Below are 23,142 nucleotides of genomic sequence, written 5' to 3'. Positions count from 1 at the left end.
CCATTGATTGAGAGGCAGCCATGTTCAACGGCATTTTGATCGACAAAGACGACAGCGGTTACCGCGCCAGCCTGCAGCAGATCAGCGAAGCGCAGTTGCCTGAAGGCGACGTGACGGTGAAGGTCGCCTACAGCACGCTGAACTTCAAGGACGGACTGGCGATTACCGGCAGCAGCCCGGTGGTGCGCAAGTTTCCGATGGTGCCGGGGATCGACTTGGCGGGCACGGTCGAGGTCAGTTCGCATCCCGATTACCAGGTCGGTGATCAGGTGCTGCTCAACGGCTGGGGCGTGGGCGAAAGTCACTGGGGCGGATTGGCGCAGAAGGCGCGGCTCAATGGCGACTGGCTGATTCCGTTGCCCAAAGCCTTTACCGCGGCGCAAGCCATGGCCATTGGTACCGCCGGCTACACGGCGATGCTGTGTATTCTGGCGCTGGAGCGTAACGGCGTGTCCCCGGATCAGGGCGAAGTGCTGGTGACCGGCGCCAATGGCGGGGTGGGCAGTTTCGCCATCGCCTTGCTAAGTAAGCTCGGTTATCGCGTGGTGGCGTCCACGGGCCGGGTGTCCGAGCATGAGTACCTGAAACAACTGGGCGCCAGTGAGATCATCGATCGCGCAACTTTGTCTGAGCCGGGCAAGCCCTTGGCTAAGGAACGCTGGGCCGCAGTGATCGATTCGGTCGGCAGTCACACCTTGGCCAACGCCTGTGCCAGCACCCGCGCCGAAGGCACTGTGGCGGCCTGCGGCTTGGCTCAAGGCATGGATTTTCCGGCGTCGGTGGCACCGTTCATTCTGCGCGGTGTGACCCTGGCCGGAATCAACAGCGTGACCCAGCCCAAGGCACGGCGGATCGAGGCCTGGGCGCGTCTGGCCAAGGATCTGGACTTCGCCCTGTTGCCATTGATCAGTCATGAAATCGCCCTCAGCGAAGCCATCGACGCGGCGCCAAAACTGCTCGCCGGACAGCTTCGCGGCAGGGTTGTGGTCGACGTCAATCGCTGACAGAGTAGGCGTCATTGCGGCCCTGTGTGGCCGCACTTCTATACAGGGAGCCGCAATTTCGATGGATTTGAAACGACAGCAAATCGACGCCTTCACCGTTGCTGGCCTGCAGGTTCGCACTACCAACGCCGCAGAGCACCAACCCGAAACCGCGAAAATCGGCCCGATGTGGGGCCGGTTTTTCGGCGAGGAGTTGGCCGAATCCATTCCCGGCAAGTCAGCCAATTCGCCGATTTATGGCGTGTATTCGGCTTACGAGTCGGATGCTTCGGGTGCGTTTGACGTTACCGCTGGCGTTGCCGTGAATGCTTCAGTCAAAGACTTTGAGTCCGTGCGGATCGAAGCGGGCGAGTATCTGGTGTTCGAAGCGCAGGGGCCGTTGCCTGATGCGGTCATCTCGATTTGGGGAAAGATCTGGGACTTCTTTGCAGCCAATCCGCAGATTCAGCGCCGTTACGCTACCGACTTCGAGGCCTACACCGGCCCCGAGTCCGTGTCGGTCTACATCGGCGTGCGCTAAGACTGGGTTTCGCGTTCCAGCAACTGGCGCTTACGCTCTACGCCCCAGCGATACCCCGACAGATTGCCATCGCTGCGCACCACGCGATGGCAGGGGATTGCTACAGCCAGACGGTTGGCGCCGCAGGCTTGCGCCACGGCGCGCATGGAGGTCGGCGCGCCAATGCGCTGAGCGATTTCGGCGTAACTGGCGGTGCGACCCACTGGAATCTCCCGCAACGCCTGCCACACCCGTTCCTGGAACGCTGTGCCACGCACATCCAGTGGCAAGTCGAGGCCCAGCGCTGGCGCTTCGATGAAACCCACCACTTTGGCAATCAACTGCTCGAAGCCGGCATCGGCGCCAATCAGGTTGGCCTGACGGAACTGATCCTGCAGATCGCACACCAGTTGGTGCGGATCGTCGCCCAACAGAATCGCGCACACGCCGCGCTCACTCTGCGCCACCAGAATCGCCCCGAGCGAACATTGGCCAACGGCAAAATGAATGTCGTTGTTGCGTCCAGCCGCGCGGTAGTCGCCGGGTTTCATGCCCAGCACCTTGTCGGCTGACTCATAAAAGCGGCTGTTGGAATTGAATCCCGCGTCGTACAGCGCATCGGTCACCGTGCCGCCATCCGCGAGCCGTTCACGCACCCGGCGCGAACGATGCGCCGCCGCGTAACCCTTTGGTGTCAGGCCGGTTGCGGCCTTGAACACCCGATGAAAATGGAAAGGACTGAGGCCGGCGGTTTCGGCGAGTTCATTGAGTGCGGGCACTGTTTCACTCGACTCGATCTGCCGACAGGCCATCGCCACGGTCGCGGCGTGCTGGCTGGCGACGTCAGTCTGATCTTTGCTTGTGCGTTTGCTTGGGCGGTAGCCCGCCGCTTCGGCAGCTTCGGCGCTGTCGAAAAATTCGACATTTTGCGGTTTGGGCAAACGTGAAAGGCTGCTGGGGCGGCAGTAGATGCCGGTGGTTTTCACCGCATAGACAAACTGTCCGTCGGCCCGCGGGTCCCGTGCAACGACGGCGGCCCAGCGTGGATCGGTTTCAACGTTGATGAGGGGTGAAAGCTTTTTCATGGCGAGTAGTCCGTTGACCTGTTTGATTCAGGTTAATCAGCGGCGATGTTGGTAACACTCCGGGCCTTGCGGTCAAACTTTTCAGTTCACCCGGCGACACGCAAGGTCAGGTTGATCCGGCGTTCGCCCAACTGTGGATGCCGCCCGGGTTTGATCGGCAGCACGCCGTGAAAGCGCAAGCGATCAACCCCGCCCCAGACCACCATGTCGCCATGCAGCAGAGGAATGCGCTGGCTTTTGTCGCTACGGGCAAAACCACCGAACAGGAACATCGCCGGCAACCCCAATGACAGCGAAACGATCGGCGCCGCGTAGGCATTTTCGTCTTTGTCCTGATGCAAAGACATTTTCGCGCCGGGGACATATTGGTTGATCAGGCAGGAGTCTGGATGAAAGTCGGCAAATCCTGCGTTCTGTGCTGCTGTTTGCGCCAGCTCCGATAGCACTTCAGGCATCGCTGGCCAAGGCTGGCCACTCAGCGGGTCGACGGTGCTGTAGCGATAACCGCTACGGTCGGTGATCCAGCCCAGGGTTCCGCAACTGCTGGTGCCCACCGACATGCTGAAACCGCCCGGGGTCATCATGTGGCGCAACGGTGCTACGGCGAGAATGGCTTCCAGCGCGGGCAACAGTTGATCGATCACCGGCAGGGCGAAGCCGCGCAACACCCACGATTGTTCGCCGATCTGCTCGGCGCGGGGTTGTTGCTCGGGTTCGTGGTCGGCGAACAGGTCGAAGGTGGTCGGGTGCATGGCGTTCATGATGCGTCGTGGAAGATGATGCCCAGAGTATGCCGATTTCCGCTGTGCAGGCGACTGACGCCGTGACGCATGGTCACTCGATAATCGCCGCGTGTGCCGCTGACCGGGCGCTGGTTGACCGCGAATATAACCGCGTCACCCTTGTGCAGAGCCACAACGTGCGGGCGCGACTGCATGCGTGGACGCTGCTCGGTCAGGACGAACTCGCCACCGGTAAAATCCTCTCCAGGCTGCGACAGAAGAATCGCCACTTGCAGTGGGAAAACCAGTTCTCCGTACAGATCCTGATGCAGGCAGTTGTAGTCCTGCGGGCCGTATTGCAACAGCAAGGGTGTCGGCCGCAGTTGGCCGGCAGCCTGACAGCGCTGCACAAACTCGGAATGGGTTGCGGGAAAGCGTACAGGCACACTCATGCGTTCGTACCAGCGGTTGGCAAGCGGCACCAGGCGCGGGTAAAACGCAGTGCGCAGACGTTCGATGGCTGTCGGCAGGGGATAGCTGAAGTACTTGTATTCCCCGCGACCGAAACCGTGGCGGGCCATGATGACCTGCGAACGAAACGGTTCGGTCTGCGAATACAGGGCGCTCAAGCGTTCACAGGTTTGCGCCGACAGCAACGAGCGGACGATGGCATAGCCATATTGATCCAGATGCTGTTCGAGGCTTGCCCAATCGAGCGCATCCAGCCGAGACGGGGACATTGACATGCTGACTCCTGAACCCTTTGGTCGAGGCTGTCAGTCTGGGCAAATACCGGCGGCAGAACACTCCGCCGCTTGCGGTCGAATCCCGAGTGTTGCGTTACAGGGCTTTGCTCACGGCGATGTCGCTGATCACGTCTTCGGTGGTGCCATGGATGGCGTCCAGTGCGGCCTTGGCCTCTTCGACGGTGCCGTTTTCCAGTTGCGCGAACTCGAAACGGCGTTCACCGTTGAGCTTGTATTTGATGACGTATTTGGTCGTTTGGGCCACGGTCGTGCTTACCTTTGTGTCAGGGGCGACTCAGCTCAGTTTGGAGCTGGAGCGGCGGATGATCTTGATCGAGTGGGTCAGGGTCGGCTTGCGCGTGACGCTGATGGCGCGACGGTTGACGGTGTCGATGGTGATGTTCCAGAAACCGGTGCTCGGCGCGGTGATGCGCGCAGGAAACGTGTCGAAAGCGCCGCCGTGGTAGGTGTGGCGGCCGCCGTTCTTGAACGCGCGGAAGTTGGCGTCGTTCATCAAGCGGATGTTGCAGGTTTGCGAGCATTGGATGACGACGATGTCGTCTTCGTTGAGGTGCTCGCGCTGGTGAATGAATTTCATGGGCGCCTCCAGAAGGGCTTTTTCTACTAAATCAAAACGATAGCATGTGCGATTGGCGCAGTTTATCAGCCCGAACGGGTTATTATCCCGCCGTCGAGCGCTGCTTTGACAATTAAAAACAGTTATTCGCGATTCCATGCGGGTTTAATGGAGTAAGCCTCGGAGAAAAATGGCATTACTGCTGTCCGAGGGTCTTTATGGGAGGTATTTGTATGAAGTGGGGTGTGGTGTGTCTGCCGTTGATGTTGGTCGTGGGTGGTTGCGCGAGTGTTTCCGAAATCAACGAAACCTTGCCCACCATGAGCGTGATTTCCGGCAAGAAACCCCATGAGTATGCTCAGTGCCTGGCCGACAAGCTTGCCAACAGCCGCGGCGCGCTGCAGATGCAGCCGCACAAGGATGGCGTGCGAGTGATTGTTCCCGGGAAATTTTCCACCGGCGCGGCTGCGGTGTTTGATATCGAAGACCGTTCCGGCGGCAGCAGCATCAAGCTGCATGAGCGGATGTCCAATGTGCCGGTTCGTCCCCGTGACGTGCAAAACGCCGCCAATGCCTGTATTTCCGGCTGATAGAATAGCGTCCATCAGCACCGATGCCGTCACAGTCCTGCTGTGACGGCATTTTCATTTCTGGAGTCGCGCATGAAGCGAGAGCAAGTACGGGAACGGCATGCAGAGGGCCTTATCTCTGCCACGCATGTGATTCAGAACCCGGCGAACTCGGGCGAATGGATCGTGTTTTTCAAGAAGAGCGCCGGTCGCAGCTATTTTCTGGTGGACGATAACGACGAAGTCGAATCCTTTGCCCGGCTCGACGACCTGATCGAGATCGTGCGCGGGCTCGGGATCAAGTTCGCCGAGATCCACATGTAGGGTCTATTTGCAGACCACCACCACACTGCGGTTCTTGTAGTTGCCGACGTCGACCCCCAGGGTTTTGTCACTCTCCTTGGGCGCCGGCGTGCCGTCGGTACCGACGATGCGATAGCCGGTGCCGGCGCAGGAGGCGTCAGCCTTTTCGTAGCAGGTGGCCCAGGAGTTGGCTTCCCCGGAGCAGTCGATGCTCAAGCCCTGTTCGCCGTTGTTCAGGTAGGTGGTTTCCGAGGTGGCACAGCCACCGAGGGCCAATACCGCGATCAGCGGCAGCATTCTGTTCATGTTCATAAGTGTGTCGTCTTCAGCGAGGGAGGGGCTAAACGCTCTGACACCGCCAGCATGAAAAGGTTATAGCGATTGGCCACTTGTTTTCATCATGCTGCGAGCGGCCACAAAAAAGCCCTGCACAAGGGCAGGGCTCGGCGCGTGTCGCAACAGATCAGTCCTGATCTTTGCCACGGCGTTTGGACGACGCAGGGGTGTCGGTGAATACCGACGCTACATCAGTCGCCAGTTGCTCGCTGTCGAAAGGACCGGCGATGTGTTCGCCATTGGTCGTGGTCAGGTTCCACTTGCCGTCTTTCTTGTCGATCACATACCCGTTGATGATTTTTACCGCGGCCATCTATCTGTCTCGTTCGCTGGTTCAAAGGCGCCATGATACCGACAAATCCTCACATTGGGGGATGATGAGCGTATGGTGATGCAGCGCATTTGCGTGTTTGAGCTACTCTGTTTTCGCGGGTCGAAGTCGCCAACGGAACTATCGGCGAGAATATTTCTCTATGTTGGCATCGGTTAGCCAGTGCGGGGCATTGTAAGGTGCACGCCGCCTGATTAGACTGCGCCGAAACTCGTACACACAGCCCTTTCAAGGACTTATATGATCAAGAAATGCTTGTTCCCAGCAGCCGGTTACGGTACTCGCTTCCTGCCAGCGACTAAAGCCATGCCCAAAGAAATGCTGCCGGTGGTAAACAAGCCACTGATCCAGTACGGCGTTGAAGAAGCTCTGGACGCTGGCCTGACTGAAATCTCGATCGTGACCGGTCGTGGCAAGCGCGCTCTGGAAGACCACTTCGACATCAGCTATGAGCTGGAAAACCAGATCAAAGGCACCGACAAGGAGAAATACCTGGTCGGCATCCGCAAGCTGCTCGACGAGTGCTCGTTCTCCTACACCCGTCAGACTGAAATGAAAGGTCTGGGCCACGCGATCCTCACCGGTCGTCCGCTGATCGGTGACGAGCCGTTCGCCGTGGTGCTGGCGGACGACTTGTGCGTCAACCTCGAAGGCGACGGCGTACTGACCCAGATGGTCAAGCTGTACAAGCAGTTCCGCTGCTCGATCATCGCCATTCAGGAAGTCGATCCGCAGGAAACCAGCAAGTATGGCGTGATCGCCGGCGAGATGATCCGCGACGACATCTACCGCGTACACAGCATGGTCGAGAAGCCAAAGCCGGAAGACGCGCCGTCGAACCTGGCGATCATTGGTCGTTACATCCTGACCCCGGACATCTTCGATCTGATCGAGCAGACCGAGCCAGGCAAGGGTGGTGAAATCCAGATCACCGACGCCCTGATGAAGCAGGCCCAGAACGGCTGCGTCATGGCCTACAAGTTCAAGGGCAAGCGTTTTGACTGCGGTGGCGCTGAAGGCTACATCGAAGCCACCAACTTCTGCTTCGAGAACTTCTACAAGACCGGCAAGGCTTACTGATAGCGCCGGACCTGCATCGCGAAGGGTGTGAAAGCACTCAAGTGAACGCATCCACAAACGCCCCGACTTGTTCGGGGCGTTTGATTTTGTGCTGGAACAATCCTTGATCCTGGTGGTGCAATTTACTGGCGCCTTCTGAGCGCGCTGGCTGCTCTTTCAGGGAGGAGGGTACGTGCGAGCATGCTGGCTGCTCCGATTTCCCTCAGGCGGTACAGTAGAGCCCCATAAAGCGGGCTTCCTGAACGCCCAAAACGAAAAAAGCTCCGTATCTTGCGATACGGAGCTTTTTCTTTATGCGTTACACCGGTTGCGATCTCTCGAAACCGATGCCTTCCGAGCGGTTACTGCTGCACGACATTCGCTGCGGCAGGGTCGACCTTTTTTGGCTTCATCAGGCTGAAGTCGATCAAGGCGCGCTGCTCGCGTTCGTACGGGTTGCCGATCATCAGCGGACGCGGTTTGAAGCTGTCGCTGACCAGGCTCTTGCTGCGGTCCAGTTCGTCGAAACTCAAACCGGCCATGTCCGCCCAGGTGTGGATCAGGTGCGAGCTGCTGTACGGCCGGCCCAGGTCGGCGGCGAAGTTCCAGTCGTGGTTCTCGCGCCATTTCGGCGACGCCCAGGCCATGAACGGAATGGTGTACATCGGCGCGGTCGGTTTGTTCTCGTTACGGCCGAGGGTGTTGTGGCCGGCGGAGTCGAACACGTCTTCACCGTGGTCGGAGAGGTACAGCAAGAAGCCGTTCGGATCGGACTTGGCGTAGTCCTTGATCAGGCTCGACACCACGAAATCGTTGTACAGCACGGCGTTGTCGTAGCTGTTGTAGGTCGGCACCTGATCGTCACGTACGCCGGCCGGCACGCCGGTACGGTCCTGGAACTTGTCGAAGGTCGGCGGATAGCGGTACTGGTAGCTCATGTGAGTGCCGAGCAAGTGCACGACGATCAGCTTACGCTGCGCCGGGTCGGTCAGCGCTTTGTTGAACGGCTCGATCACGTCACCGTCGTACTGCGCGGCGTTCTGGTTGCGGTTGTTATTCAGGTACACCTGCTCGTCGGCCTGCTCGGAGAAGGTCGTGAGCATGGTGTTGCGTTTGGTCATGGTCTGCTGGTTGGTGATCCAGAAGGTCTTGTAACCGGCCTGTTTCATCATGCTGACCAGCGACGGCGTGGACAGGTACAGATCAGGGTTCTCTTCGTCGGCGAAGGTCAGCACCTGCTGCAGCGCTTCAATGGTGTAAGGGCGCGGGGTGATGACGTTGTCGAATACCGCGAGCTGATCCTTGAGCTTGTCCAGTTCCGGGGTGGTGTTGCGTCCATAGCCGTACAGGCTCATGCGCTGACGGTTGGTCGACTCGCCGATCACCAGCACCAGGGTCGACGGTTTATCGGCGTCGGCAACTTTCAGGTTATGCAGCGGCGGAACCTTGCTCGCGCTGTGCAGCATGTCTTGCATGCCGGCCAGGGTGTCGAGGTAACGGTGGTAAGCCACCGCCATCTGCCAAGGCACGGCTGGCTCGATACGGTCTTCGAACTTCTCGAAACCGCCGGCGAAACTGCCGGTACGTTGGGTCTGTTTGATCAGCGGGTAGCCGACTACGGCGAAGACGATCGCGATCGCGGCCACGAACGCGCGGCCTCGGGGCATGTACACCGGGCGCAGGCGGGTCCACAGGAAATAGGCGAAAGCGGTATGGGCGAGGAACGCCGGGATCATCCACCAGGCGAAGTACTGGGTCATGTATTCGCCGGCTTCAGAGATGTTCGACTCGAACATGATGAAGATGACGCTTTGCGAGAATTCCTGCTGATAGATGAAGAAATAACCCAGGCTGGCCATCGAGCAGGCCCACAGGACGATACCGATCAGCGCGGCCAGCAGTTTGGTGCGTTTGGGAAACGCCAGCATCGGGGCGAGCCACAGCGCGCTCATCACGAAGGCCTGACGGAAACCGCTGAAACCGGAGGTGCCGGTCAGCTGAATCAACAGTTGGGTGATGCCCGAGAAATACCAGAAGAAAGCGAACAGCCAGAGAACCCCGGCCCAGTCGAAACCTGTCGCAGTCGTTTTGCTGCGTTTGAACAATGCCATTCAGCACTCCAGCTCATCGTCACTAACCACCGTCGGAGCGCTACATCAAACCGACGAACGGAAGCCGCGCGCAAACGCACGGCCAGAATGGGCCGGAGTATCACCAAGGCAGTGTGAAAACTTCGTTAGTTGCTGATCAGGGGCAGGGGAGCATCATGTCGGGAACGACAGGCGCCGTTCCCGAAGCTGGCGGGGCAGGTCAGGCGTGCGGATGGCGCTGGACCACCGGCAGAGGTTTGGGCTGAGCGCCCTGGGTCAGCGAGCGCAGCTGCGCCAGCTCCTGCTTCAACTGGTCGCGCTCGTCTTTCAACTGGCGCAATTCATCGCGACGGATCGTGACGTACAGGGTTTGTGGCGGCATTGCTGTGTGTACTGTGCCCATTGCTCACCTCGCAAATGGCGTGTCTCAACTGCAAATCGTCCCCACGTCGGGGCTACTGACTTGCTATCGGCGCCAATTTTGATTTCTTTTGCCCGTGAATGGAACTTTTTTATTTTTCATGGTCGGTGTGTCTTCGGCAGGATTCGGGGCGTTATCAGTCTGGATCGGGCACAATGCCCGGAAACTTCATCGCAACGCTCTGGACTAACCTCCATCAGTCGCGTTGGGCTATAACCAATGACACACATTTATTTGTAGTAAGGAGCATCAGCACATGCAACTCGGGATTATTGGACTGGGCCGCATGGGCGGCAATATTGCGCGACGTCTGATGCTCAACGGTCACACCACCGTTGTTTACGACCGCAATACCGCTTTCATCGATAACCTGGTCGCCGAGGGCTCCACCGGCGTTGCCGACCTGCCCGCTCTGGTGGCAGGCCTGGCCAAGCCACGTGCCGTATGGGTCATGCTGCCGGCCGGCGCGCCGACCGAAGACACCATCAACACTCTGAGCGACTTGCTGGAAGCCGGTGACACCATCATCGACGGCGGCAACACCAACTATAAGGATGACATTCGCCGGGCGAAAACCCTGGCCGAGAAGGGCCTGCACTACATCGACGTCGGTACCTCCGGCGGCGTCTGGGGCCTGGAGCGCGGCTACTGCATGATGATCGGCGGCGACGCCGAGACCGTGAACCGTCTGGACCCACTGTTCGCAGCGCTGGCGCCGGGTATGGGCAACATTCCGCGCACCAAGGATCGCAAATCCGAGGATCACCGCGCCGAGCACGGCTACATTCACGCCGGTCCTGCCGGTGCCGGGCACTTCGTGAAGATGATTCACAACGGCATCGAGTACGGCATGATGGCCGCGTTCGCCGAAGGCTTCGACATCCTCAAGACCAAGTCCAGCGAGCGTCTGCCGGAAGATCAGCGTTTCGACCTGAACGTGGCCGACATCGCCGAAGTCTGGCGCCGTGGCAGCGTGGTCTCGTCCTGGCTGCTCGACCTGACCGCCGACGCACTGGCCAGCGACCCGAAACTCGACGGGTTCTCCGGTTCGGTGGCTGACAGCGGCGAAGGTCAATGGACCATCGAAGCGGCCATGGAGCAGGCGGTGCCGGTTCCGGTGCTGTCCAACTCGCTGTTCTCGCGCTACCGCTCGCGCGGTCAGGGCACTTTTGGCGACAAGATTCTTTCGGCCCAGCGCTTCGGCTTCGGCGGCCACGTGGAGACACCGAAGAAATGACCCATACGATCCGCAGAAAATCCAAGGCAGAACCCGCACCACCGACCACGCTGTTTTTGTTCGGTGCCCACGGCGACCTGGTCAAGCGCTTGCTGATGCCGGCGCTGTACAACCTCAGTCGCGACGGCTTGCTGGACGAAAATCTGCGGATCGTCGGCGTTGATCACAACGCCATTACCGATGAAGCCTTCGCGCAAAAACTCGAAGACTTCATCCGTACCGAAGTGGCGGCGAAAGTCGGCAAGGGCGATCAGATGCTTGATCCGGCCTTGTGGGCCAAGCTCGCCAAAGGCATCAGCTACGTCCAGGGCGACTTCCTGGACGACAGCACTTATTCCGCGCTGGCGGCAAAAATTGCCGACAGCGGCACTGGCAATGCGGTGTTCTACCTGGCCACCGCGCCACGTTTCTTCAGTGAAGTGGTACGCCGTCTCGGCGACGCCAAGTTGTTGGAGGAAACCCCGGAAGCATTCAGAAGGGTGGTGATCGAGAAGCCGTTCGGCTCCGATCTGCAAACTGCCGAAGCGTTGAACGCCTGTCTGCTCAAGGTCATGTCCGAAAAACAGATCTATCGGATCGACCATTACCTGGGCAAGGAAACCGTGCAGAACATTCTGGTCAGCCGGTTCTCCAACAGCCTGTTCGAGGCCTTCTGGAACAACCATTACATCGACCACGTGCAAATCACCGCGGCAGAAACCGTCGGCGTCGAAACCCGTGGCAGTTTTTACGAGCACACCGGTGCGCTGCGTGACATGGTGCCCAATCACCTGTTCCAGCTGCTGGCAATGGTCGCCATGGAACCACCGGCCGCGTTCGGCGCTGACGCCGTGCGCGGCGAGAAGGCCAAAGTGGTCGGCGCGATCCGTCCATGGAGCGTTGAGGAGGCGCGAGCCAACTCGGTACGCGGTCAGTACCGCGCCGGTGAAGTCGATGGCAAAGCGTTGAATGGCTATCGCCAGGAAGCCAACGTGGCGCCTGACAGCAACACCGAAACCTACGTCGCGCTGAAAGTCATGATCGACAACTGGCGCTGGGTCGGCGTGCCGTTCTACCTGCGTACCGGCAAGCGCATGAGCGTGCGCGACACCGAAATCGTCATCTGCTTCAAACCGGCGCCCTATGCGCAGTTCCGGGATACCGAGGTCGACGAGTTGCAGCCGACCTATCTGCGTATTCAGATCCAGCCTAACGAAGGCATGTGGTTCGACCTGCTGGCCAAACGGCCGGGGCCGGCGTTGAACATGGCCAACATCGAGCTGGGTTTTGCCTACAAGGATTTCTTCGAGATGCAGCCGTCCACCGGCTACGAAACGCTGATCTACGACTGCCTGACCGGCGACCAGACGCTGTTCCAGCGCGCCGACAACATCGAGAACGGCTGGCGCGCGGTGCAGCCCTTCCTCGATGCCTGGCAACAGGATGCGAGCGTGCAGACCTACGCCGCCGGGGAAGACGGCCCGCAAGCCGCCAATGATCTGCTGACTCGCGATGGTCGCGTCTGGCACGGTCTGGGATGAGTGAATCGATCCGCTTTTTATTGAGTGACATGGACGGCACGCTGTTGCTGCCCGATCACAGCCTGAGCCAGCGCACCATCGACGCCGTTCGTTCGCTGCGCGAGGCCGGCGTGTTGTTCAGCCTGGCCACCGGGCGCCCGCCCAAAGCCATGCTGCAGCAGATCGAAGCCTTGGGTGTTGATCTGCCGACCGCCGCCTTCAATGGCGGCACCATCGTCAATCCGGATGGCAGTCTGTTGGTGGCGCATTACCTGCCGGTGCCGACCGCGCTGATTGCTCTGGCGTTGTTCGCTGACCAACCGGATGTGGAGATCTGGGTGTTCAGCGGTGGTGACTGGTTGCTCAAGGATCCGCACGGACCGATGGTGCCGCGCGAACAGCACGGCCTCGGTTATCCGCCGGTGGTGGTCGAGAGTTTCGAGCCGTACCTGGAGCGCATCGACAAGATCGTTGCCACCAGTAACAACACCGATCTGCTGATCGAGCTTGAGGCGCGCCTGTTAGCCAAGGTCAGCGGCATGGCTCAGGTTTCGCGTTCGCAACCGGTGTACCTGGACGTGACGGCGCTGGAGGCCAACAAGGGCACCGCACTGGCAACCATTGCCGCGCACCTCGATATCCCGCTGGCGCAGACCGCCGCGATTGGCGATGGCGGCAACGACCCGGCGATGTTCCATTGCGCGGGATTGTCGATTGCCATGGGGCAGGCGGAAGAGGCGGTGAAGCGCCAGGCTGACGTGGTCACCGCGCCAAACACCGACGACGGCGTGGCGCAGGCGATCGAGAAGTACATCCTCGGTCGCTGAACTCACCCCAAAAACAAATGTAGGAGTGAGCCTGTTCGCGATTGCAATGTATCAGTCACCATTTCTTGGGCTGACACACCGCTATCGCGAGCAGGCTCACTCCTACAGTTTATTCGGCGTAATTACAGCCAGTAGCTGACGGCGTACCAGCCCAGCAGGCCCATCACTACGGTGTACGGCAGCGCCATCCACACCATCCGCCCGTACGACAGGCGCACCAGCGGTGCAATCGCCGAGGTCAGCAGGAACAGGAACGCCGCTTGGCCATTAGGTGTCGCCACGCTTGGCAGATTGGTACCGGTGTTGATCGCGATCGCCAGGGTCTCGAAATGCTCGCGGCTCATGTGCCCGGACAGGAAGGCCTGTTTCACTTCGGTGATGTAGATCGTGGCGACGAACACGTTATCGCTGATCGCCGAGAGCAGGCCGTTGGCGATGAACAGCATGCCCGGCTGTTGTTCCGCCGGCAGCGCCAGCACCCACTGGATCAACGGCGCGAACAGTTGCTGATCGTGAATCACCGCGACCACGGCAAAGAACACCACCAGCAATGCGGTGAACGGCATGGCGTCCTTGAACGCGCTGCCCAGACGATGCTCGTCGGTGATGCCGGTGAACGCGGTGATCAGCACGATCACCATCAGGCCGATCAGCCCGACCTCCGCGACGTGAAACGCCAGGCAGCCAATCAGGATCAATGCGGCAGCGCCTTGCACCAGCAGGGCGGCACGCTGACGCGGGGTGCGTTCGGCGTTGTCTTCGGCGGCGTAATTGGCCAGCACGGCGCGGACGTTGTCCGGCAGCAGGGTGCCGTAGCCAAACCAGCGCAGTTTTTCCAGCAGCACGCAGGTCACCAGACCCGCCGCCAGCACCGGCAACGAAACCGGCGCGACTTTCTGGAAAAACTCTGCGAAGTGCCAGCCCATTTCATGACCGATCAGCAGATTCTGCGGCTCACCCACCAGGGTGCAGACCCCGCCGAGTGCGGTGCCGACCGCGCCGTGCATCAGCAGGCTGCGCAGGAATGCGCGGAATTGCTCCAGGTCTTCATGGTGCAGGGCCGGCAGATGGCGGTCGTCGCTGAATTCGCTGTCCTGACGCGGATCATTGCCCGAGGCCACGCGGTGGTAGACCGAATAGAAGCCGACCGCCGCGCTGATGATCACCGCGGTTACGGTCAAGGCATCGAGAAACGCCGACAAAAAAGCTGAGAGAAAGCAGAACATCAGCGCCAGCAGCGCCTTGGAGCGCACGCCCAGCAGCAACCGTGAGAACAGAAACAGCAGCAGATCCTTCATGAAGTAGATGCCCGCGACCATGAACATCAGCAGCAGGATCACCGGGAAGTTGTGCACCAGTTCGTCGTACAGCGCCTGCGGCGTGGTCATCTTCAGCAGCAGGGCTTCGATCAGCAACAAGCCGCCGGGCATCAACGGATAACACTTGAGCGCCATGGCCAGGGTGAAAATGAACTCGATCACCAGCAGCCAGCCGGCGGCGACCGGGCCGACAGTGAACAGCACCACGGCGTTGAGGATCAGGAACCCTACGATGCACGCCTTGTACCAGCGGGGCGAGTGCCCGAGAAAATTATGCGCGAACGCCTGGGCCAGTGAGCCGGACATCGGTTGCTCCTTGTATTAAGAAGCGCGCAAGTTGCCGCAAGTGCCTGGCAAGTTCAAGTCTGGAGAGTTATTGATTCAGATAGCGCGCGACCATGGCGCGGTAGTTGCCGTCGAGCGAGTAGCCGCCGACAAGAATTTTCCGGTCTGGCTGGATCGCGAGAGAATTGGCGGTATCCAGGCTGCGGCCCAGGCGTGTGCGCAACCAGCCGTGGCCGTTGCCGAAGCTTCGGTCGAGATGACCATCAGCTTTATAGCGAGCAACGATGAAGTCGGCCTCGACGCCGCCGATCGTTGCACCCACCGCCATGATCCGACCATCCGCCATGCGTTGCGCGGCGCTCCACTGACAACCACTGGGGCCGATTTCCAGCAGATGCGGGTGACCAGTGTCGTTGCGCCAGTCCGGGCGGCCGTTAGGGTGCAGGCTCAGCGCCAGGCAGCGGATCGGATCGCGACTGCTGCCAAAACAGTGCAGATGTTCCTTTGACTCGATGACCTGACAGACCATCGCACTTTTGCCGTTGGCTTTGAAAGCCAGGAAGCCATCCACCGCGAAGCGCTCATCAAGACGCCCGTCAGGCAGGTAGCGCGCCACCAGGCCCTCCTGGGGGAAATCAATTGAGCCGGCGACAAGGATCCGCCCGTCCTCCTGCAATACGAGGCTGCTGAGCCACGTGTTGAGCAGCAAATGTCGAATCATCACGAAACCGCGCCCATTGAAGCTTGCATCGAGCGTCCCGTCTGGCGTCAGGCGGATCAGCATTCCGGCATGGTCGGCGAGTTCGAAGTGGTGATTGGCGATCAGCAGAATATGCCCGTCATCCTGCACGGCGATGTCACAGGCTTCAGCCCCCGGTACGCCGGGTGGCAGCCAGCAATCGCGGGAGCCGACGGACAGGTCGCCGGGCAGGCGCACCACTTTGCAGCCATTTTTACCAAAGTCCGGGTCGGGGGTTCCGTCAGCGCTGAACAGGGCCAGCGCAGGCAGGGTGCGATGGGTGTTTTGATAATGCAGCCCGGCCAGCAGGATTCGTCCGTCGGGCAACACCTGAACCTTGCCACCGGTGGCCTCAAAACCGCATTCGAACTCGCCAATCACGCTGCCTTGCTGGCCGAAAGCGAGGTCGGCCGAACCGTCTGCGAAGAGGCGTGCCAGACCAAACCGACTGCCTTGCGCAGTGCCGACTTTGGCGGCGACCAGCACGCGCCCCTGTCGATCCAGCGCAATACCCTGGGTCATGCTGGAAACACTGCCGGCGAAATACACCTGGGCAACGCCAGTGCTGGCAAATTGTTTGTCGAGTTGCCCGGAACTGTTGAGTAGTGCCGGGCGCGCAAAGGCGTTCTCGGGTGACATGCATGCCTCTCCTTGCAAGTTGACCAGGCCCGAATGGGCGGTAACTGCATGAGCGGAACATTCAATCCCTGAATACACGCAAGTTCAACTGACAGAACTAACAGGTGGAGGGTCGCACTGTGCCATAACAGTGTCTTTTTGAACCAAACGAAAGCCTGCCAAGCAGTGGCGCCTGGCAGCTTGAAGAAAGTTGTACAGAAGCATTGAAGATAAACAGCAGCGGATAACTAACAAAGAACAGAGCGGATGACGTGAAAGTCATCCGCATTAGCCTCTGATCAATGTGGCATCGACCACGATTGCAGCAGGTAACCTTCTTTGCTCAATTCGGCGCGGGCCTGTTGCAACAGCAGTTCCAGTTGCGCCGGATCGGAGTAGGCGCTGCTTGGAATCTGCTGGCGACCGATGTGCGAGTTGGTACGGTCGATGACGGTCAGGTTCAGTTCGCCATTGCCGTCTTGTGGGGCCCAGGCCACGCACTGAAAGGGTTTGAACGCGTGGTTGGCAATCAAAAGAGCTTCGTTGATACGGAGCGGGGCGGTCATTGGGGTCTTCTCTCTGTCGTGCCCAATCAAGTGATGTGCCGTCGGTTGGGCTTACCGTTCGGCTGGTTACTTGTACTGATGCACGCAACCCCGTGGCAGGTCACACACGAAACAAAGAAATTTCAACTTAATTGCTCAGGCTCAACATTCCGAACGTTTTTGAAAGCCTGGTGAAAGATAGCAACTCGATAGCTGACTAATAAACTTGCTTCTTATAACTCGTTAGCTTGTACACCTATAAGCAATCGATACAAGGCCCTGTCAATTTCTTGCTAATGTTACAGTCGGGTCTGCCAAATGACTGTTTTTACAATAATTTCCTTAAATTTGGCGCCAAGGAACAGTCATGATCGAAGCGCCTGCGTTACGACGTTTATTGGTGGTCGACCCGTGCGACGACTGTCACCGGTTATTACCTGGTTTGCGCTCGGTGGGATGGGATGTCGACAGTTGTAGCCTGGAAAATGCCGCCGATCGGACATGCGATGTCGGGCTGCTGCGACTGCAACCTTTTCACCTTGAACGTCCCGAAGCGGTCAAGGAACTGATCAGCCGTAGCGGCACCGAGTGGATCGCGGTGTTGAACCAGGAAGTCCTGCGGTTGCAGAACGTGGGTGACTTCGTTTGCGAATGGTTTTTCGATTTCCACACCTTGCCGTTCGATGTCTCACGGGTTCAGGTGACCCTGGGCCGCGCATTCGGCATGGCGCGTTTGCGCGGGCAAGGCACGATTCACGTCGACCAGCCTGAACACGAGTTACTCGGCGACAGCAAGCCGATCCGCGAACTGCGCAAATTATTGAGCAAACTGGCACCGACCGAATCCCCGGTACTGATCCGCGGTGAAAGCGGCACCGGTAAAGAACTGGTGGCGCGCACGCTGCACCGCCAGTCCCAGCGCCACAGCAAGCCGTTTGTGGCGATCAATTGCGGGGCGATTCCCGAACATTTGATTCAGTCCGAACTGTTCGGTCACGAAAAAGGCGCTTTCACCGGTGCGCATCAGCGCAAGGTCGGGCGCATTGAGGCCGCCAATGGCGGCACGCTGTTTCTCGATGAAATCGGCGATCTGCCGCTGGAATTGCAGGCCAATCTGCTGCGTTTTCTGCAGGAGAAACACATCGAGCGCGTGGGTGGCAGTCAGCCGATCCCGGTGGATGTTCGCGTGCTGGCGGCCACCCACGTCGACCTCGAAGCGGCGATCGAGAAAAAGCGTTTTCGCGAAGACCTGTATTACCGCCTCAATGTGCTGCAAGTGGTGACCGCGCCACTACGCGAGCGCCACGGTGATCTGTCGATGCTGGCCAACCATTTCTCGCATTTTTACAGCCACGAAACCGGCCGCCGCCCGCGCAGCTTCAGTGAGGATGCGTTGATCGCCATGGGCAAGCATGACTGGCCGGGCAATGTGCGGGAACTGGCCAACCGCGTGCGACGGGGTCTGGTGTTGGCAGAAGGCCGACAGATCGAAGCCCGGGATCTGGGATTGCTCAGCCAGCACACGATTTCGACGCCGATGGGTACGCTGGAAGACTACAAGACGCGCGCTGAACGCCAGGCGCTGTGCGATGTATTGAACCGTCACAGCGACAACCTGAGTGTGGCGGCGAAAGTGCTGGGCGTGTCGCGGCCGACGTTTTATCGCCTGCTGCACAAGCATCAGATTCGCTAGAGAACAAAGCTCAAAAGATCGCAGCCTGCGGCAGCTTCTACAGGGATTACCTCTGTAGGAGCTGCCGCAGGCTGCGATCTTGTGCTTTAGAAGTAGTACGGGAATTTCAGGCTGAAGGAGAAGTCCGGGGCATCGTCGGTCATGCCGATCGACAGGTTGGGCACGATGGTCAGGTTATCCGTGGCGGCAATGGTCATGCCGACGTTGAAATAACCGGCGTTGGCGTCACTGGAAACCACCGATTGCCAATCACCGCCATCCTGTTTCAGCTTGCTCTTGCGTTGTACCAGGTCAGACACCGAGAACGACATACTCATCTTTTCGTTCAGAGCGAACGCAATACCGGCGCCGATCTGGAAGCTGTCGCCAATCTTTACCTTGCCCGGGTTTTTCTGGTTGACGGTCGAACTGATGTCGTCGAACGACTCCTCCAGGTTGTGGGTGTAGGACAAGCTGCCGAACAGCACTGCCGGGTCGAACGTCTTGACCAGCGAAACCCCGGGTGTGATCGACCAGACACCGTTACCGGTTGGCAGCGTGTCAGGCACGAACAGGTTGGAGTTGGCGTCGGTCTGGCGCAGTTTGATGCCGAACGGATCCTTGCCGGTTGGCGCCTTGACCCGCAGGGTGACCACGGCGTCCGGCGTGTTGACCGACTCGTCGAGGAACTTGTACGCGATGCCGAAGTTGACGTCGCCGAGGGTTGGATCACGCGAAACATCCTGTTCCGTCGTGACGTTTGATGCACCACCGTTGCCGCCGCCGGACTGGTAGGTCGATTCGCGGTAAACCACCGGCACGTTCACGTCGAACTGCCAACGGTTGTCGAAGTTGTAGCGCCCGGTCAGGTCCAGCGTCCAGGTGTCGGCCTTGATCCGGTCGAGGTTGATGTTGCCGAGAAAGATCGAGTCCAGCGCGAGGAAACCGTTGAGGATCAGTTGCCGGGTGTCGTAACGCGAGTAGGTCACACCGGTTTCAAAGCTGAATTTGCCGCCGCCGAAGAAGCCGCTGGCCTCGTCGTAGAGGTTGGACACACTCTGGGCCGGTTGCGAGTCGTCGGCCAGCGATTGGCCGTAAGAAGCGCCACTACTCCCGGCCGCGCCCCCCGACGCTGCTGCGGCACCGGTACCCGGCGCTCCGGTACTGGTAGCGACTTTTGGATTGCCTTTCATGTCAGACGGCGACTTGGCCAGGCGTTTGGGTTGCGGGGCCGCCGGTTGATCCTCAACCTGACGGACCCGTTGTTCGAGCACCGCCAGGGCCTTTTGTTGCACTTCGTATCGTTGCTTCAGCTCCAGAAGTTCCTGTTTCAGGGTCTCCACATCTGCGTCGGGTGCTGCTTGCAGCATCGCCGCGGGTAGAAGAGTACTCAGACATACAGCGGCACGCAGTGATACTGATCGATACATGAATAAGCCGTCCCTTTAAGCCCAATGATCGAGACTCAGCGTAGTTCAATATCCGATATTGCGTAGTGCCCTGAGTTGAGTCAGGTTGCAGTCCAGTGCGCCGGGGCTGATGCCGTTATTGTTAAGCACAACATTGAGTTGGGTCATGTTGTTGACCACGTTGGCGCTGCCGAGCAGGCGGGTGTTCTGCAGCAGGCCACCCTGGGCCACTTGTTGCAGGGCGGTGCCTTGATTGCCCGAGGCCTGAATGGCCATTTGCACGCCACTGTTGGTGGCCGAAACGGCGACACTGCCGGCGGCATTGCTGGCCCCGATAGTCTGCCCGGCCATCAGCGCCTGGCCTTGTGCGGGTGCCAGCGGAGGAGGGGTATTGGCTTCTTTTACGTTGATGGCCACGTTGTTGCTGGCGGTGTTGCCGTCGCCGGCGGCGCGTACGCTTTGGGTCACGCCCTGGCTGCTGTTGAGTGCCGCGCCACCAATGACATTGCCAGTGCCCGGAGTCGGGGTGCTGCCGTTGCCCTGTTCCTTGATGGTCGAGACATAGAATTCCGGTTTGATCGTGGCGGCCTGGATTTGCATCGACGTCGCAGCGCCGATCAGATCACCGCTGGCGTTGCGCCAGGTACTGCTCATGACAATGCCGAAGCTGATGATCCGCCCCGGCATGACATAACGACCACGAAGCTGGGACAGCTCCTGATCCTGAACTTCGATGGGTTTGAATCCTGCATTGGCATAGCCTGACGCGCTCGCTGCCAGGCAGGCGGCGGCCAGCCAGTATGAGGTTTTCATCTGCTGCTCCCGGGACATCCAGCCCCATTCTTTATAATCGGCGATTAAAAGAAGTCGCTCTGTATGAACCCGAAGTCCATCAATTCGGCATCTCTGACAGGGTTGAAGTTATCCAGCTTGTTCTTCGCGGTCAGCGGGGTCGGCGGCATGCGCAATGCATTGGTTTTGTCATAACCGGGGCCGACGATGGCGAAGACGATGCCGTTCCAACCTTTGACAAAGTCATCATGGGCGTAGCGTTTATGGCCTAAGACGGGATCTCCGATATAAACCCAATCCTTGTCCGAACGCTGCAGCACCACGAAATGCTTGTAGCCGCGAATTTCCATCAGTACCACCACCGGGATTGTTACGTCGTCGAGTTTATCCGGTGGAATCTTGTAGCCCCTGGCGCGCATGCCGATGCTTTCTATGTAGCGTTTCATGTCCAGCATGGAGAAACCTTGAGTACGCACAAGGTCCTGGTCAGCGTTGACCAGCATGCCTTTGATGATGTGCTCTTCATCGACGTCGAGCCAATAAGCCTGGCGCAGTACCGTGGCCAGTGCGGCGGCGCCGCAGCTGAAATCGGTTTTTTGTTCGACGATGTCGGCAAACTTGCGTTCACGAATGCTTTGCACGTTCTTGTAGACGAGTACGCCGCCGGGCAGGGCAGCGACGGGCATCTGGGCAGCCTGGGTCAGGCCGGACAGGCAAAGCAGGGCGATAAAGGCAGTCTTACGCATGATCGATACGCCTTTGCGGACTGAGGAAAAGCCCCGTTTCCGGGGCTTTCGTTTCGATCGCGATTACATGCAGGCTTTGCAACCTGCAGCGATGGACAGCGAGTTGCTTTGTTGGTTGCCAACACCGGCGGCGTTGTTGTAACCAGCGTTACCGGAGAAGTTGTTACCAACGTTCGAGATGTTCGCGTTGTTGGTCACAGGGTTTTTCCAGCCATCAGGGGTCAGCACTTGTTGAGTGGTGACGCCAGCCAGGCCGAAGACACCGACAGCTTCGAAGGTGGCTTTCTGATCTTTGCTGCCGCCGTTACCGCCATGGCCGCGATCGTTGTCGCCATAGCCGCCACCGCCGTGGCCTTTATCACCTTCGATGGTAGCCTTGCCAACGGCAGCGAACGCGCCGACGGCGGCCACGGTGCCGGTGAGGGTATCTTTTTTGTAGGTTTGAGTGCCGTTATTGGACACAGTCAGGCCAGTGGAGCTTTGGTTCGCAGCAGCAGCAGCGTTAGCTACACGACCACCCGATACAGCAATAGCCAGGTTGTTTTTCTGTTGGTTGAAGTTGCCGGCACTGTTGTTCACGCCAATGTTGCCGGAACCGCCGTTACCCACGTTGTTGAGGTTGGCGTTGTTGGTTGTCGAGTAGTTGGCAACCGCGTTGTTGTTGTTGACCTGAGTGGCGCTGGAGACCGATACCGCGCTGCCGAAGATAAAGCTTTCGTCGGCAGTCGCCAGTGCAGCAGCGTTGTCTTGCTGGTTGCCATCGCCGGCGGTGTTGTTCATGCCGACGTTGCCGTTGGTGCCATTAGCCGAGTTATTGACGTTGGCATCGTTTTTGGTGCCTTGGTTGCCCACCAGGTTGCCATCGCTGTTCTGCGTGTCGAGTACGGCAGCCCCGGCGCCGGCTCCGATTTGCAGAAGTTGTTCCAGGGTAGGGCCTTTGGGTTCATGGTTGCCATGGCCATTGCCGTGCCCGTTACCATGATCATTGCCGCCTGCCTGAGCCGCCATTGCCATTACTGCTGCAAGTGCGAAAACCAGTGGTTTGAGAGCCATTGTAGGTTTCATGGTGTTTCTCCATCGTGCTTATTAGTTGGTTAAGTGTTGGTACTTTCTAATTGCACTGCTTTTGTTGTTTGGGTCAGTCAGCGACCCGGATGCTCAGGGTGTTAGCCATACGGTTCCCCACCCCGGCACTCTGGTTCACCTGAATCACCCCTCGGCTGCCGGTGAAGGCCTGATCACTTGTCGTGACCTGGCGACTGCCGGGTGAGGTGCCAGTTGCTCCTGAGCTCGGTAAAAGCGCCACGTTCTGTTGCGACAGGGCGCTGTCGTCAACGCTTTGCGGGGCAGCACTGATGCTGACGCGCGTCACGTTGGCCATCTGGTTGTTGGCCCCGGCGCCCTGGTTCACGCCCAGGATCCCGTTGCCATTACTGAAAGAGTTGCCGCCAATGGTGGCGCTGGCGTTCGTTGAAGGGTTGGCCGGTGTATCGATGTGCTGCCGGACGTTGGTGGTAGCACTGGCCGAGGTGCCAATGGCGATGGCTTTGGTATTGGTTTGTTGCATCTGGTCGCCAGCAGCCTGGTTGACGTTGTAGTTGCCGCGGTACTGGACGCCGGTGTCCTGAATGTTCGCGTTATTGACCGAGTCGGGGGCGGCCAGCGCCTGGACGCAGCCGAAAAGGGCAAGTAAAAGAAGGGAACGATTCATC

General features: G+C 59.2%; 26 protein-coding genes. 9 read left to right on the top strand and 17 right to left on the bottom strand.

The window, feature by feature from the left end:
* Positions 1–20 precede the first annotated feature (20 nt).
* Both acuI and QRN61_RS17660 read left to right on the top strand, forming a co-directional pair.
* Positions 21–1,004 carry an acrylyl-CoA reductase (NADPH) gene (gene acuI / locus QRN61_RS17665; RefSeq protein WP_098964154.1) on the top strand — a complete coding sequence of 328 codons (984 nt, stop codon included), beginning with the start codon at positions 21–23 and terminating at the stop codon, positions 1,002–1,004.
* 61 nt (positions 1,005–1,065) lie between these two features.
* Positions 1,066–1,524 (top strand): GyrI-like domain-containing protein, encoded by a 459-nt coding sequence (locus tag QRN61_RS17660; RefSeq protein ID WP_183780055.1) that lies wholly within the window; start codon positions 1,066–1,068, stop codon positions 1,522–1,524.
* Here QRN61_RS17660 and ada read toward each other — a convergent pair.
* The 5 genes from ada to QRN61_RS17635 form a co-directional block, all read right to left on the bottom strand.
* On the bottom strand, positions 1,521–2,588 hold the full coding sequence (gene ada / locus QRN61_RS17655) for a bifunctional DNA-binding transcriptional regulator/O6-methylguanine-DNA methyltransferase Ada (RefSeq protein WP_285374335.1): 1,068 nt from the start codon (positions 2,586–2,588) through the stop codon (positions 1,521–1,523). The two genes, QRN61_RS17660 and ada, sit on opposite strands and share 4 nt — an antisense overlap.
* Before the next feature lie 86 nt (positions 2,589–2,674).
* Positions 2,675–3,340 (bottom strand): DNA oxidative demethylase AlkB, encoded by a 666-nt coding sequence (gene alkB / locus QRN61_RS17650; RefSeq protein WP_285374376.1) that lies wholly within the window; start codon positions 3,338–3,340, stop codon positions 2,675–2,677.
* A 5-nt stretch (positions 3,341–3,345) separates the two neighbouring features.
* Positions 3,346–4,056, bottom strand: coding sequence for a 2OG-Fe(II) oxygenase (locus QRN61_RS17645; protein ID WP_285374334.1), 711 nt, complete (start codon positions 4,054–4,056; stop codon positions 3,346–3,348).
* A gap of 94 nt (positions 4,057–4,150) precedes the next feature.
* Positions 4,151–4,321 carry a hypothetical protein gene (locus QRN61_RS17640; protein WP_096796544.1) on the bottom strand — a complete coding sequence of 57 codons (171 nt, stop codon included), beginning with the start codon at positions 4,319–4,321 and terminating at the stop codon, positions 4,151–4,153.
* Between the two features lie 30 nt (positions 4,322–4,351).
* Positions 4,352–4,654 carry a DUF1883 domain-containing protein gene (locus QRN61_RS17635; RefSeq protein ID WP_024164475.1) on the bottom strand — a complete coding sequence of 101 codons (303 nt, stop codon included), beginning with the start codon at positions 4,652–4,654 and terminating at the stop codon, positions 4,352–4,354.
* 212 nt (positions 4,655–4,866) lie between these two features.
* Between QRN61_RS17635 and QRN61_RS17630 the strand changes: the two genes are divergently transcribed.
* Positions 4,867–5,223 (top strand): hypothetical protein, encoded by a 357-nt coding sequence (locus QRN61_RS17630; RefSeq protein ID WP_027612690.1) that lies wholly within the window; start codon positions 4,867–4,869, stop codon positions 5,221–5,223.
* 72 nt (positions 5,224–5,295) lie between these two features.
* The gene (locus QRN61_RS17625) at positions 5,296–5,526 is read left to right on the top strand and encodes a hypothetical protein (protein WP_027612691.1); all 231 of its coding nucleotides are present in this window, start codon (positions 5,296–5,298) and stop codon (positions 5,524–5,526) included.
* 3 nt (positions 5,527–5,529) lie between these two features.
* Here the strand turns inward: QRN61_RS17625 and QRN61_RS17620 are convergent, their stop codons facing one another.
* The gene (locus QRN61_RS17620; RefSeq protein ID WP_007964655.1) at positions 5,530–5,817 is read right to left on the bottom strand and encodes a hypothetical protein; all 288 of its coding nucleotides are present in this window, start codon (positions 5,815–5,817) and stop codon (positions 5,530–5,532) included.
* Between the two features lie 151 nt (positions 5,818–5,968).
* Positions 5,969–6,154 carry a hypothetical protein gene (locus tag QRN61_RS17615; protein ID WP_007964653.1) on the bottom strand — a complete coding sequence of 62 codons (186 nt, stop codon included), beginning with the start codon at positions 6,152–6,154 and terminating at the stop codon, positions 5,969–5,971.
* Positions 6,155–6,412: 258 nt separating this feature from the next.
* On the opposite strand from QRN61_RS17615, the gene galU reads away from it, so the two are divergent.
* Positions 6,413–7,252 carry a UTP--glucose-1-phosphate uridylyltransferase GalU gene (galU, locus tag QRN61_RS17610; protein ID WP_007912230.1) on the top strand — a complete coding sequence of 280 codons (840 nt, stop codon included), beginning with the start codon at positions 6,413–6,415 and terminating at the stop codon, positions 7,250–7,252.
* A 341-nt stretch (positions 7,253–7,593) separates the two neighbouring features.
* Here the strand turns inward: galU and QRN61_RS17605 are convergent, their stop codons facing one another.
* Together QRN61_RS17605 and QRN61_RS17600 are read right to left on the bottom strand one after the other, a co-directional pair.
* Entirely contained in the window at positions 7,594–9,342 is a 1,749-nt protein-coding gene (locus QRN61_RS17605) for a phosphoethanolamine transferase CptA (protein WP_285374333.1), read from the bottom strand.
* 199 nt (positions 9,343–9,541) lie between these two features.
* Entirely contained in the window at positions 9,542–9,724 is a 183-nt protein-coding gene (locus QRN61_RS17600) for a DUF6026 family protein (protein WP_007964649.1), read from the bottom strand.
* 274 nt (positions 9,725–9,998) lie between these two features.
* Between QRN61_RS17600 and gnd the strand changes: the two genes are divergently transcribed.
* From gnd to QRN61_RS17585, 3 genes are read left to right on the top strand one after another with little or no spacing between them, the layout of a single operon-like run.
* Positions 9,999–10,979, top strand: coding sequence for a phosphogluconate dehydrogenase (NAD(+)-dependent, decarboxylating) (gene gnd / locus QRN61_RS17595; protein ID WP_007964647.1), 981 nt, complete (start codon positions 9,999–10,001; stop codon positions 10,977–10,979).
* Positions 10,976–12,499, top strand: a complete 1,524-nt coding sequence (zwf, locus tag QRN61_RS17590) for a glucose-6-phosphate dehydrogenase (RefSeq protein WP_285374332.1) — start codon at positions 10,976–10,978, stop codon at positions 12,497–12,499. The genes gnd and zwf overlap by 4 nt, the downstream gene beginning before the upstream one ends.
* Positions 12,496–13,305 carry an HAD family hydrolase gene (locus tag QRN61_RS17585; protein WP_096796547.1) on the top strand — a complete coding sequence of 270 codons (810 nt, stop codon included), beginning with the start codon at positions 12,496–12,498 and terminating at the stop codon, positions 13,303–13,305. The genes zwf and QRN61_RS17585 overlap by 4 nt, the downstream gene beginning before the upstream one ends.
* Before the next feature lie 122 nt (positions 13,306–13,427).
* Here the strand turns inward: QRN61_RS17585 and nhaB are convergent, their stop codons facing one another.
* The 3 genes from nhaB to QRN61_RS17570 all read right to left on the bottom strand — a co-directional run bounded on the left by nhaB (position 13,428) and on the right by QRN61_RS17570 (position 16,832).
* Positions 13,428–14,930, bottom strand: a complete 1,503-nt coding sequence (nhaB, locus tag QRN61_RS17580; protein WP_150368374.1) for a sodium/proton antiporter NhaB — start codon at positions 14,928–14,930, stop codon at positions 13,428–13,430.
* Positions 14,931–14,997: 67 nt separating this feature from the next.
* On the bottom strand, positions 14,998–16,287 hold the full coding sequence (locus QRN61_RS17575) for an NHL repeat-containing protein (protein WP_027612697.1): 1,290 nt from the start codon (positions 16,285–16,287) through the stop codon (positions 14,998–15,000).
* 278 nt (positions 16,288–16,565) lie between these two features.
* Entirely contained in the window at positions 16,566–16,832 is a 267-nt protein-coding gene (locus QRN61_RS17570) for a hypothetical protein (RefSeq protein WP_003225374.1), read from the bottom strand.
* Between the two features lie 346 nt (positions 16,833–17,178).
* On the opposite strand from QRN61_RS17570, the gene QRN61_RS17565 reads away from it, so the two are divergent.
* Entirely contained in the window at positions 17,179–18,504 is a 1,326-nt protein-coding gene (locus QRN61_RS17565; protein WP_027612698.1) for a sigma-54 dependent transcriptional regulator, read from the top strand.
* A gap of 86 nt (positions 18,505–18,590) precedes the next feature.
* On the opposite strand, the gene fapF is transcribed toward QRN61_RS17565, so the two are convergent.
* The 5 genes from fapF to fapB form a co-directional block, all read right to left on the bottom strand.
* A complete protein-coding gene (fapF, locus tag QRN61_RS17560; RefSeq protein ID WP_027612699.1) occupies positions 18,591–19,913 on the bottom strand; it encodes a fibril amyloid transporter FapF in 1,323 nt (440 codons plus the stop codon).
* A gap of 45 nt (positions 19,914–19,958) precedes the next feature.
* Complete coding sequence (gene fapE, locus QRN61_RS17555) at positions 19,959–20,705, bottom strand: fibril amyloid subunit FapE (protein WP_027612700.1); 747 nt, start codon at positions 20,703–20,705, stop codon at positions 19,959–19,961.
* Positions 20,706–20,749: 44 nt separating this feature from the next.
* Positions 20,750–21,430, bottom strand: a complete 681-nt coding sequence (gene fapD / locus QRN61_RS17550; protein WP_027612701.1) for a fibril amyloid maturation endopeptidase FapD — start codon at positions 21,428–21,430, stop codon at positions 20,750–20,752.
* Between the two features lie 63 nt (positions 21,431–21,493).
* The gene (fapC, locus tag QRN61_RS17545; RefSeq protein WP_007964628.1) at positions 21,494–22,495 is read right to left on the bottom strand and encodes an amyloid-like fimbrin subunit FapC; all 1,002 of its coding nucleotides are present in this window, start codon (positions 22,493–22,495) and stop codon (positions 21,494–21,496) included.
* A 73-nt stretch (positions 22,496–22,568) separates the two neighbouring features.
* On the bottom strand, positions 22,569–23,141 hold the full coding sequence (gene fapB, locus QRN61_RS17540; RefSeq protein WP_027612702.1) for a fibril amyloid subunit FapB: 573 nt from the start codon (positions 23,139–23,141) through the stop codon (positions 22,569–22,571).
* Position 23,142: the final 1 nt, after the last annotated feature.

Source organism: Pseudomonas sp. lyk4-TYG-107 (assembly GCF_030209055.1).
GTDB lineage: Bacteria > Pseudomonadota > Gammaproteobacteria > Pseudomonadales > Pseudomonadaceae > Aquipseudomonas > Aquipseudomonas putida_A.
This window is presented reverse-complemented; position numbering and strand designations above follow the sequence as displayed.

Coding starts and splice junctions, on each gene's coding strand:
- acuI (WP_098964154.1), top strand. CDS start 21: ATGTTCAACGGCATTTTGATCGACAAAGACGACAGCGGTTACCGCGCC.
- QRN61_RS17660 (WP_183780055.1), top strand. CDS start 1,066: ATGGATTTGAAACGACAGCAAATCGACGCCTTCACCGTTGCTGGCCTG.
- ada (WP_285374335.1), bottom strand. CDS start 2,588: ATGAAAAAGCTTTCACCCCTCATCAACGTTGAAACCGATCCACGCTGG.
- alkB (WP_285374376.1), bottom strand. CDS start 3,340: ATGCACCCGACCACCTTCGACCTGTTCGCCGACCACGAACCCGAGCAA.
- QRN61_RS17645 (WP_285374334.1), bottom strand. CDS start 4,056: ATGTCAATGTCCCCGTCTCGGCTGGATGCGCTCGATTGGGCAAGCCTC.
- QRN61_RS17635 (WP_024164475.1), bottom strand. CDS start 4,654: ATGAAATTCATTCACCAGCGCGAGCACCTCAACGAAGACGACATCGTC.
- QRN61_RS17630 (WP_027612690.1), top strand. CDS start 4,867: ATGAAGTGGGGTGTGGTGTGTCTGCCGTTGATGTTGGTCGTGGGTGGT.
- QRN61_RS17625 (WP_027612691.1), top strand. CDS start 5,296: ATGAAGCGAGAGCAAGTACGGGAACGGCATGCAGAGGGCCTTATCTCT.
- QRN61_RS17620 (WP_007964655.1), bottom strand. CDS start 5,817: ATGAACATGAACAGAATGCTGCCGCTGATCGCGGTATTGGCCCTCGGT.
- QRN61_RS17615 (WP_007964653.1), bottom strand. CDS start 6,154: ATGGCCGCGGTAAAAATCATCAACGGGTATGTGATCGACAAGAAAGAC.
- galU (WP_007912230.1), top strand. CDS start 6,413: ATGATCAAGAAATGCTTGTTCCCAGCAGCCGGTTACGGTACTCGCTTC.
- QRN61_RS17605 (WP_285374333.1), bottom strand. CDS start 9,342: ATGGCATTGTTCAAACGCAGCAAAACGACTGCGACAGGTTTCGACTGG.
- QRN61_RS17600 (WP_007964649.1), bottom strand. CDS start 9,724: ATGGGCACAGTACACACAGCAATGCCGCCACAAACCCTGTACGTCACG.
- gnd (WP_007964647.1), top strand. CDS start 9,999: ATGCAACTCGGGATTATTGGACTGGGCCGCATGGGCGGCAATATTGCG.
- zwf (WP_285374332.1), top strand. CDS start 10,976: ATGACCCATACGATCCGCAGAAAATCCAAGGCAGAACCCGCACCACCG.
- QRN61_RS17585 (WP_096796547.1), top strand. CDS start 12,496: ATGAGTGAATCGATCCGCTTTTTATTGAGTGACATGGACGGCACGCTG.
- nhaB (WP_150368374.1), bottom strand. CDS start 14,930: ATGTCCGGCTCACTGGCCCAGGCGTTCGCGCATAATTTTCTCGGGCAC.
- QRN61_RS17575 (WP_027612697.1), bottom strand. CDS start 16,287: ATGTCACCCGAGAACGCCTTTGCGCGCCCGGCACTACTCAACAGTTCC.
- QRN61_RS17570 (WP_003225374.1), bottom strand. CDS start 16,832: ATGACCGCCCCGCTCCGTATCAACGAAGCTCTTTTGATTGCCAACCAC.
- QRN61_RS17565 (WP_027612698.1), top strand. CDS start 17,179: ATGATCGAAGCGCCTGCGTTACGACGTTTATTGGTGGTCGACCCGTGC.
- fapF (WP_027612699.1), bottom strand. CDS start 19,913: ATGTATCGATCAGTATCACTGCGTGCCGCTGTATGTCTGAGTACTCTT.
- fapE (WP_027612700.1), bottom strand. CDS start 20,705: ATGAAAACCTCATACTGGCTGGCCGCCGCCTGCCTGGCAGCGAGCGCG.
- fapD (WP_027612701.1), bottom strand. CDS start 21,430: ATGCGTAAGACTGCCTTTATCGCCCTGCTTTGCCTGTCCGGCCTGACC.
- fapC (WP_007964628.1), bottom strand. CDS start 22,495: ATGAAACCTACAATGGCTCTCAAACCACTGGTTTTCGCACTTGCAGCA.
- fapB (WP_027612702.1), bottom strand. CDS start 23,141: ATGAATCGTTCCCTTCTTTTACTTGCCCTTTTCGGCTGCGTCCAGGCG.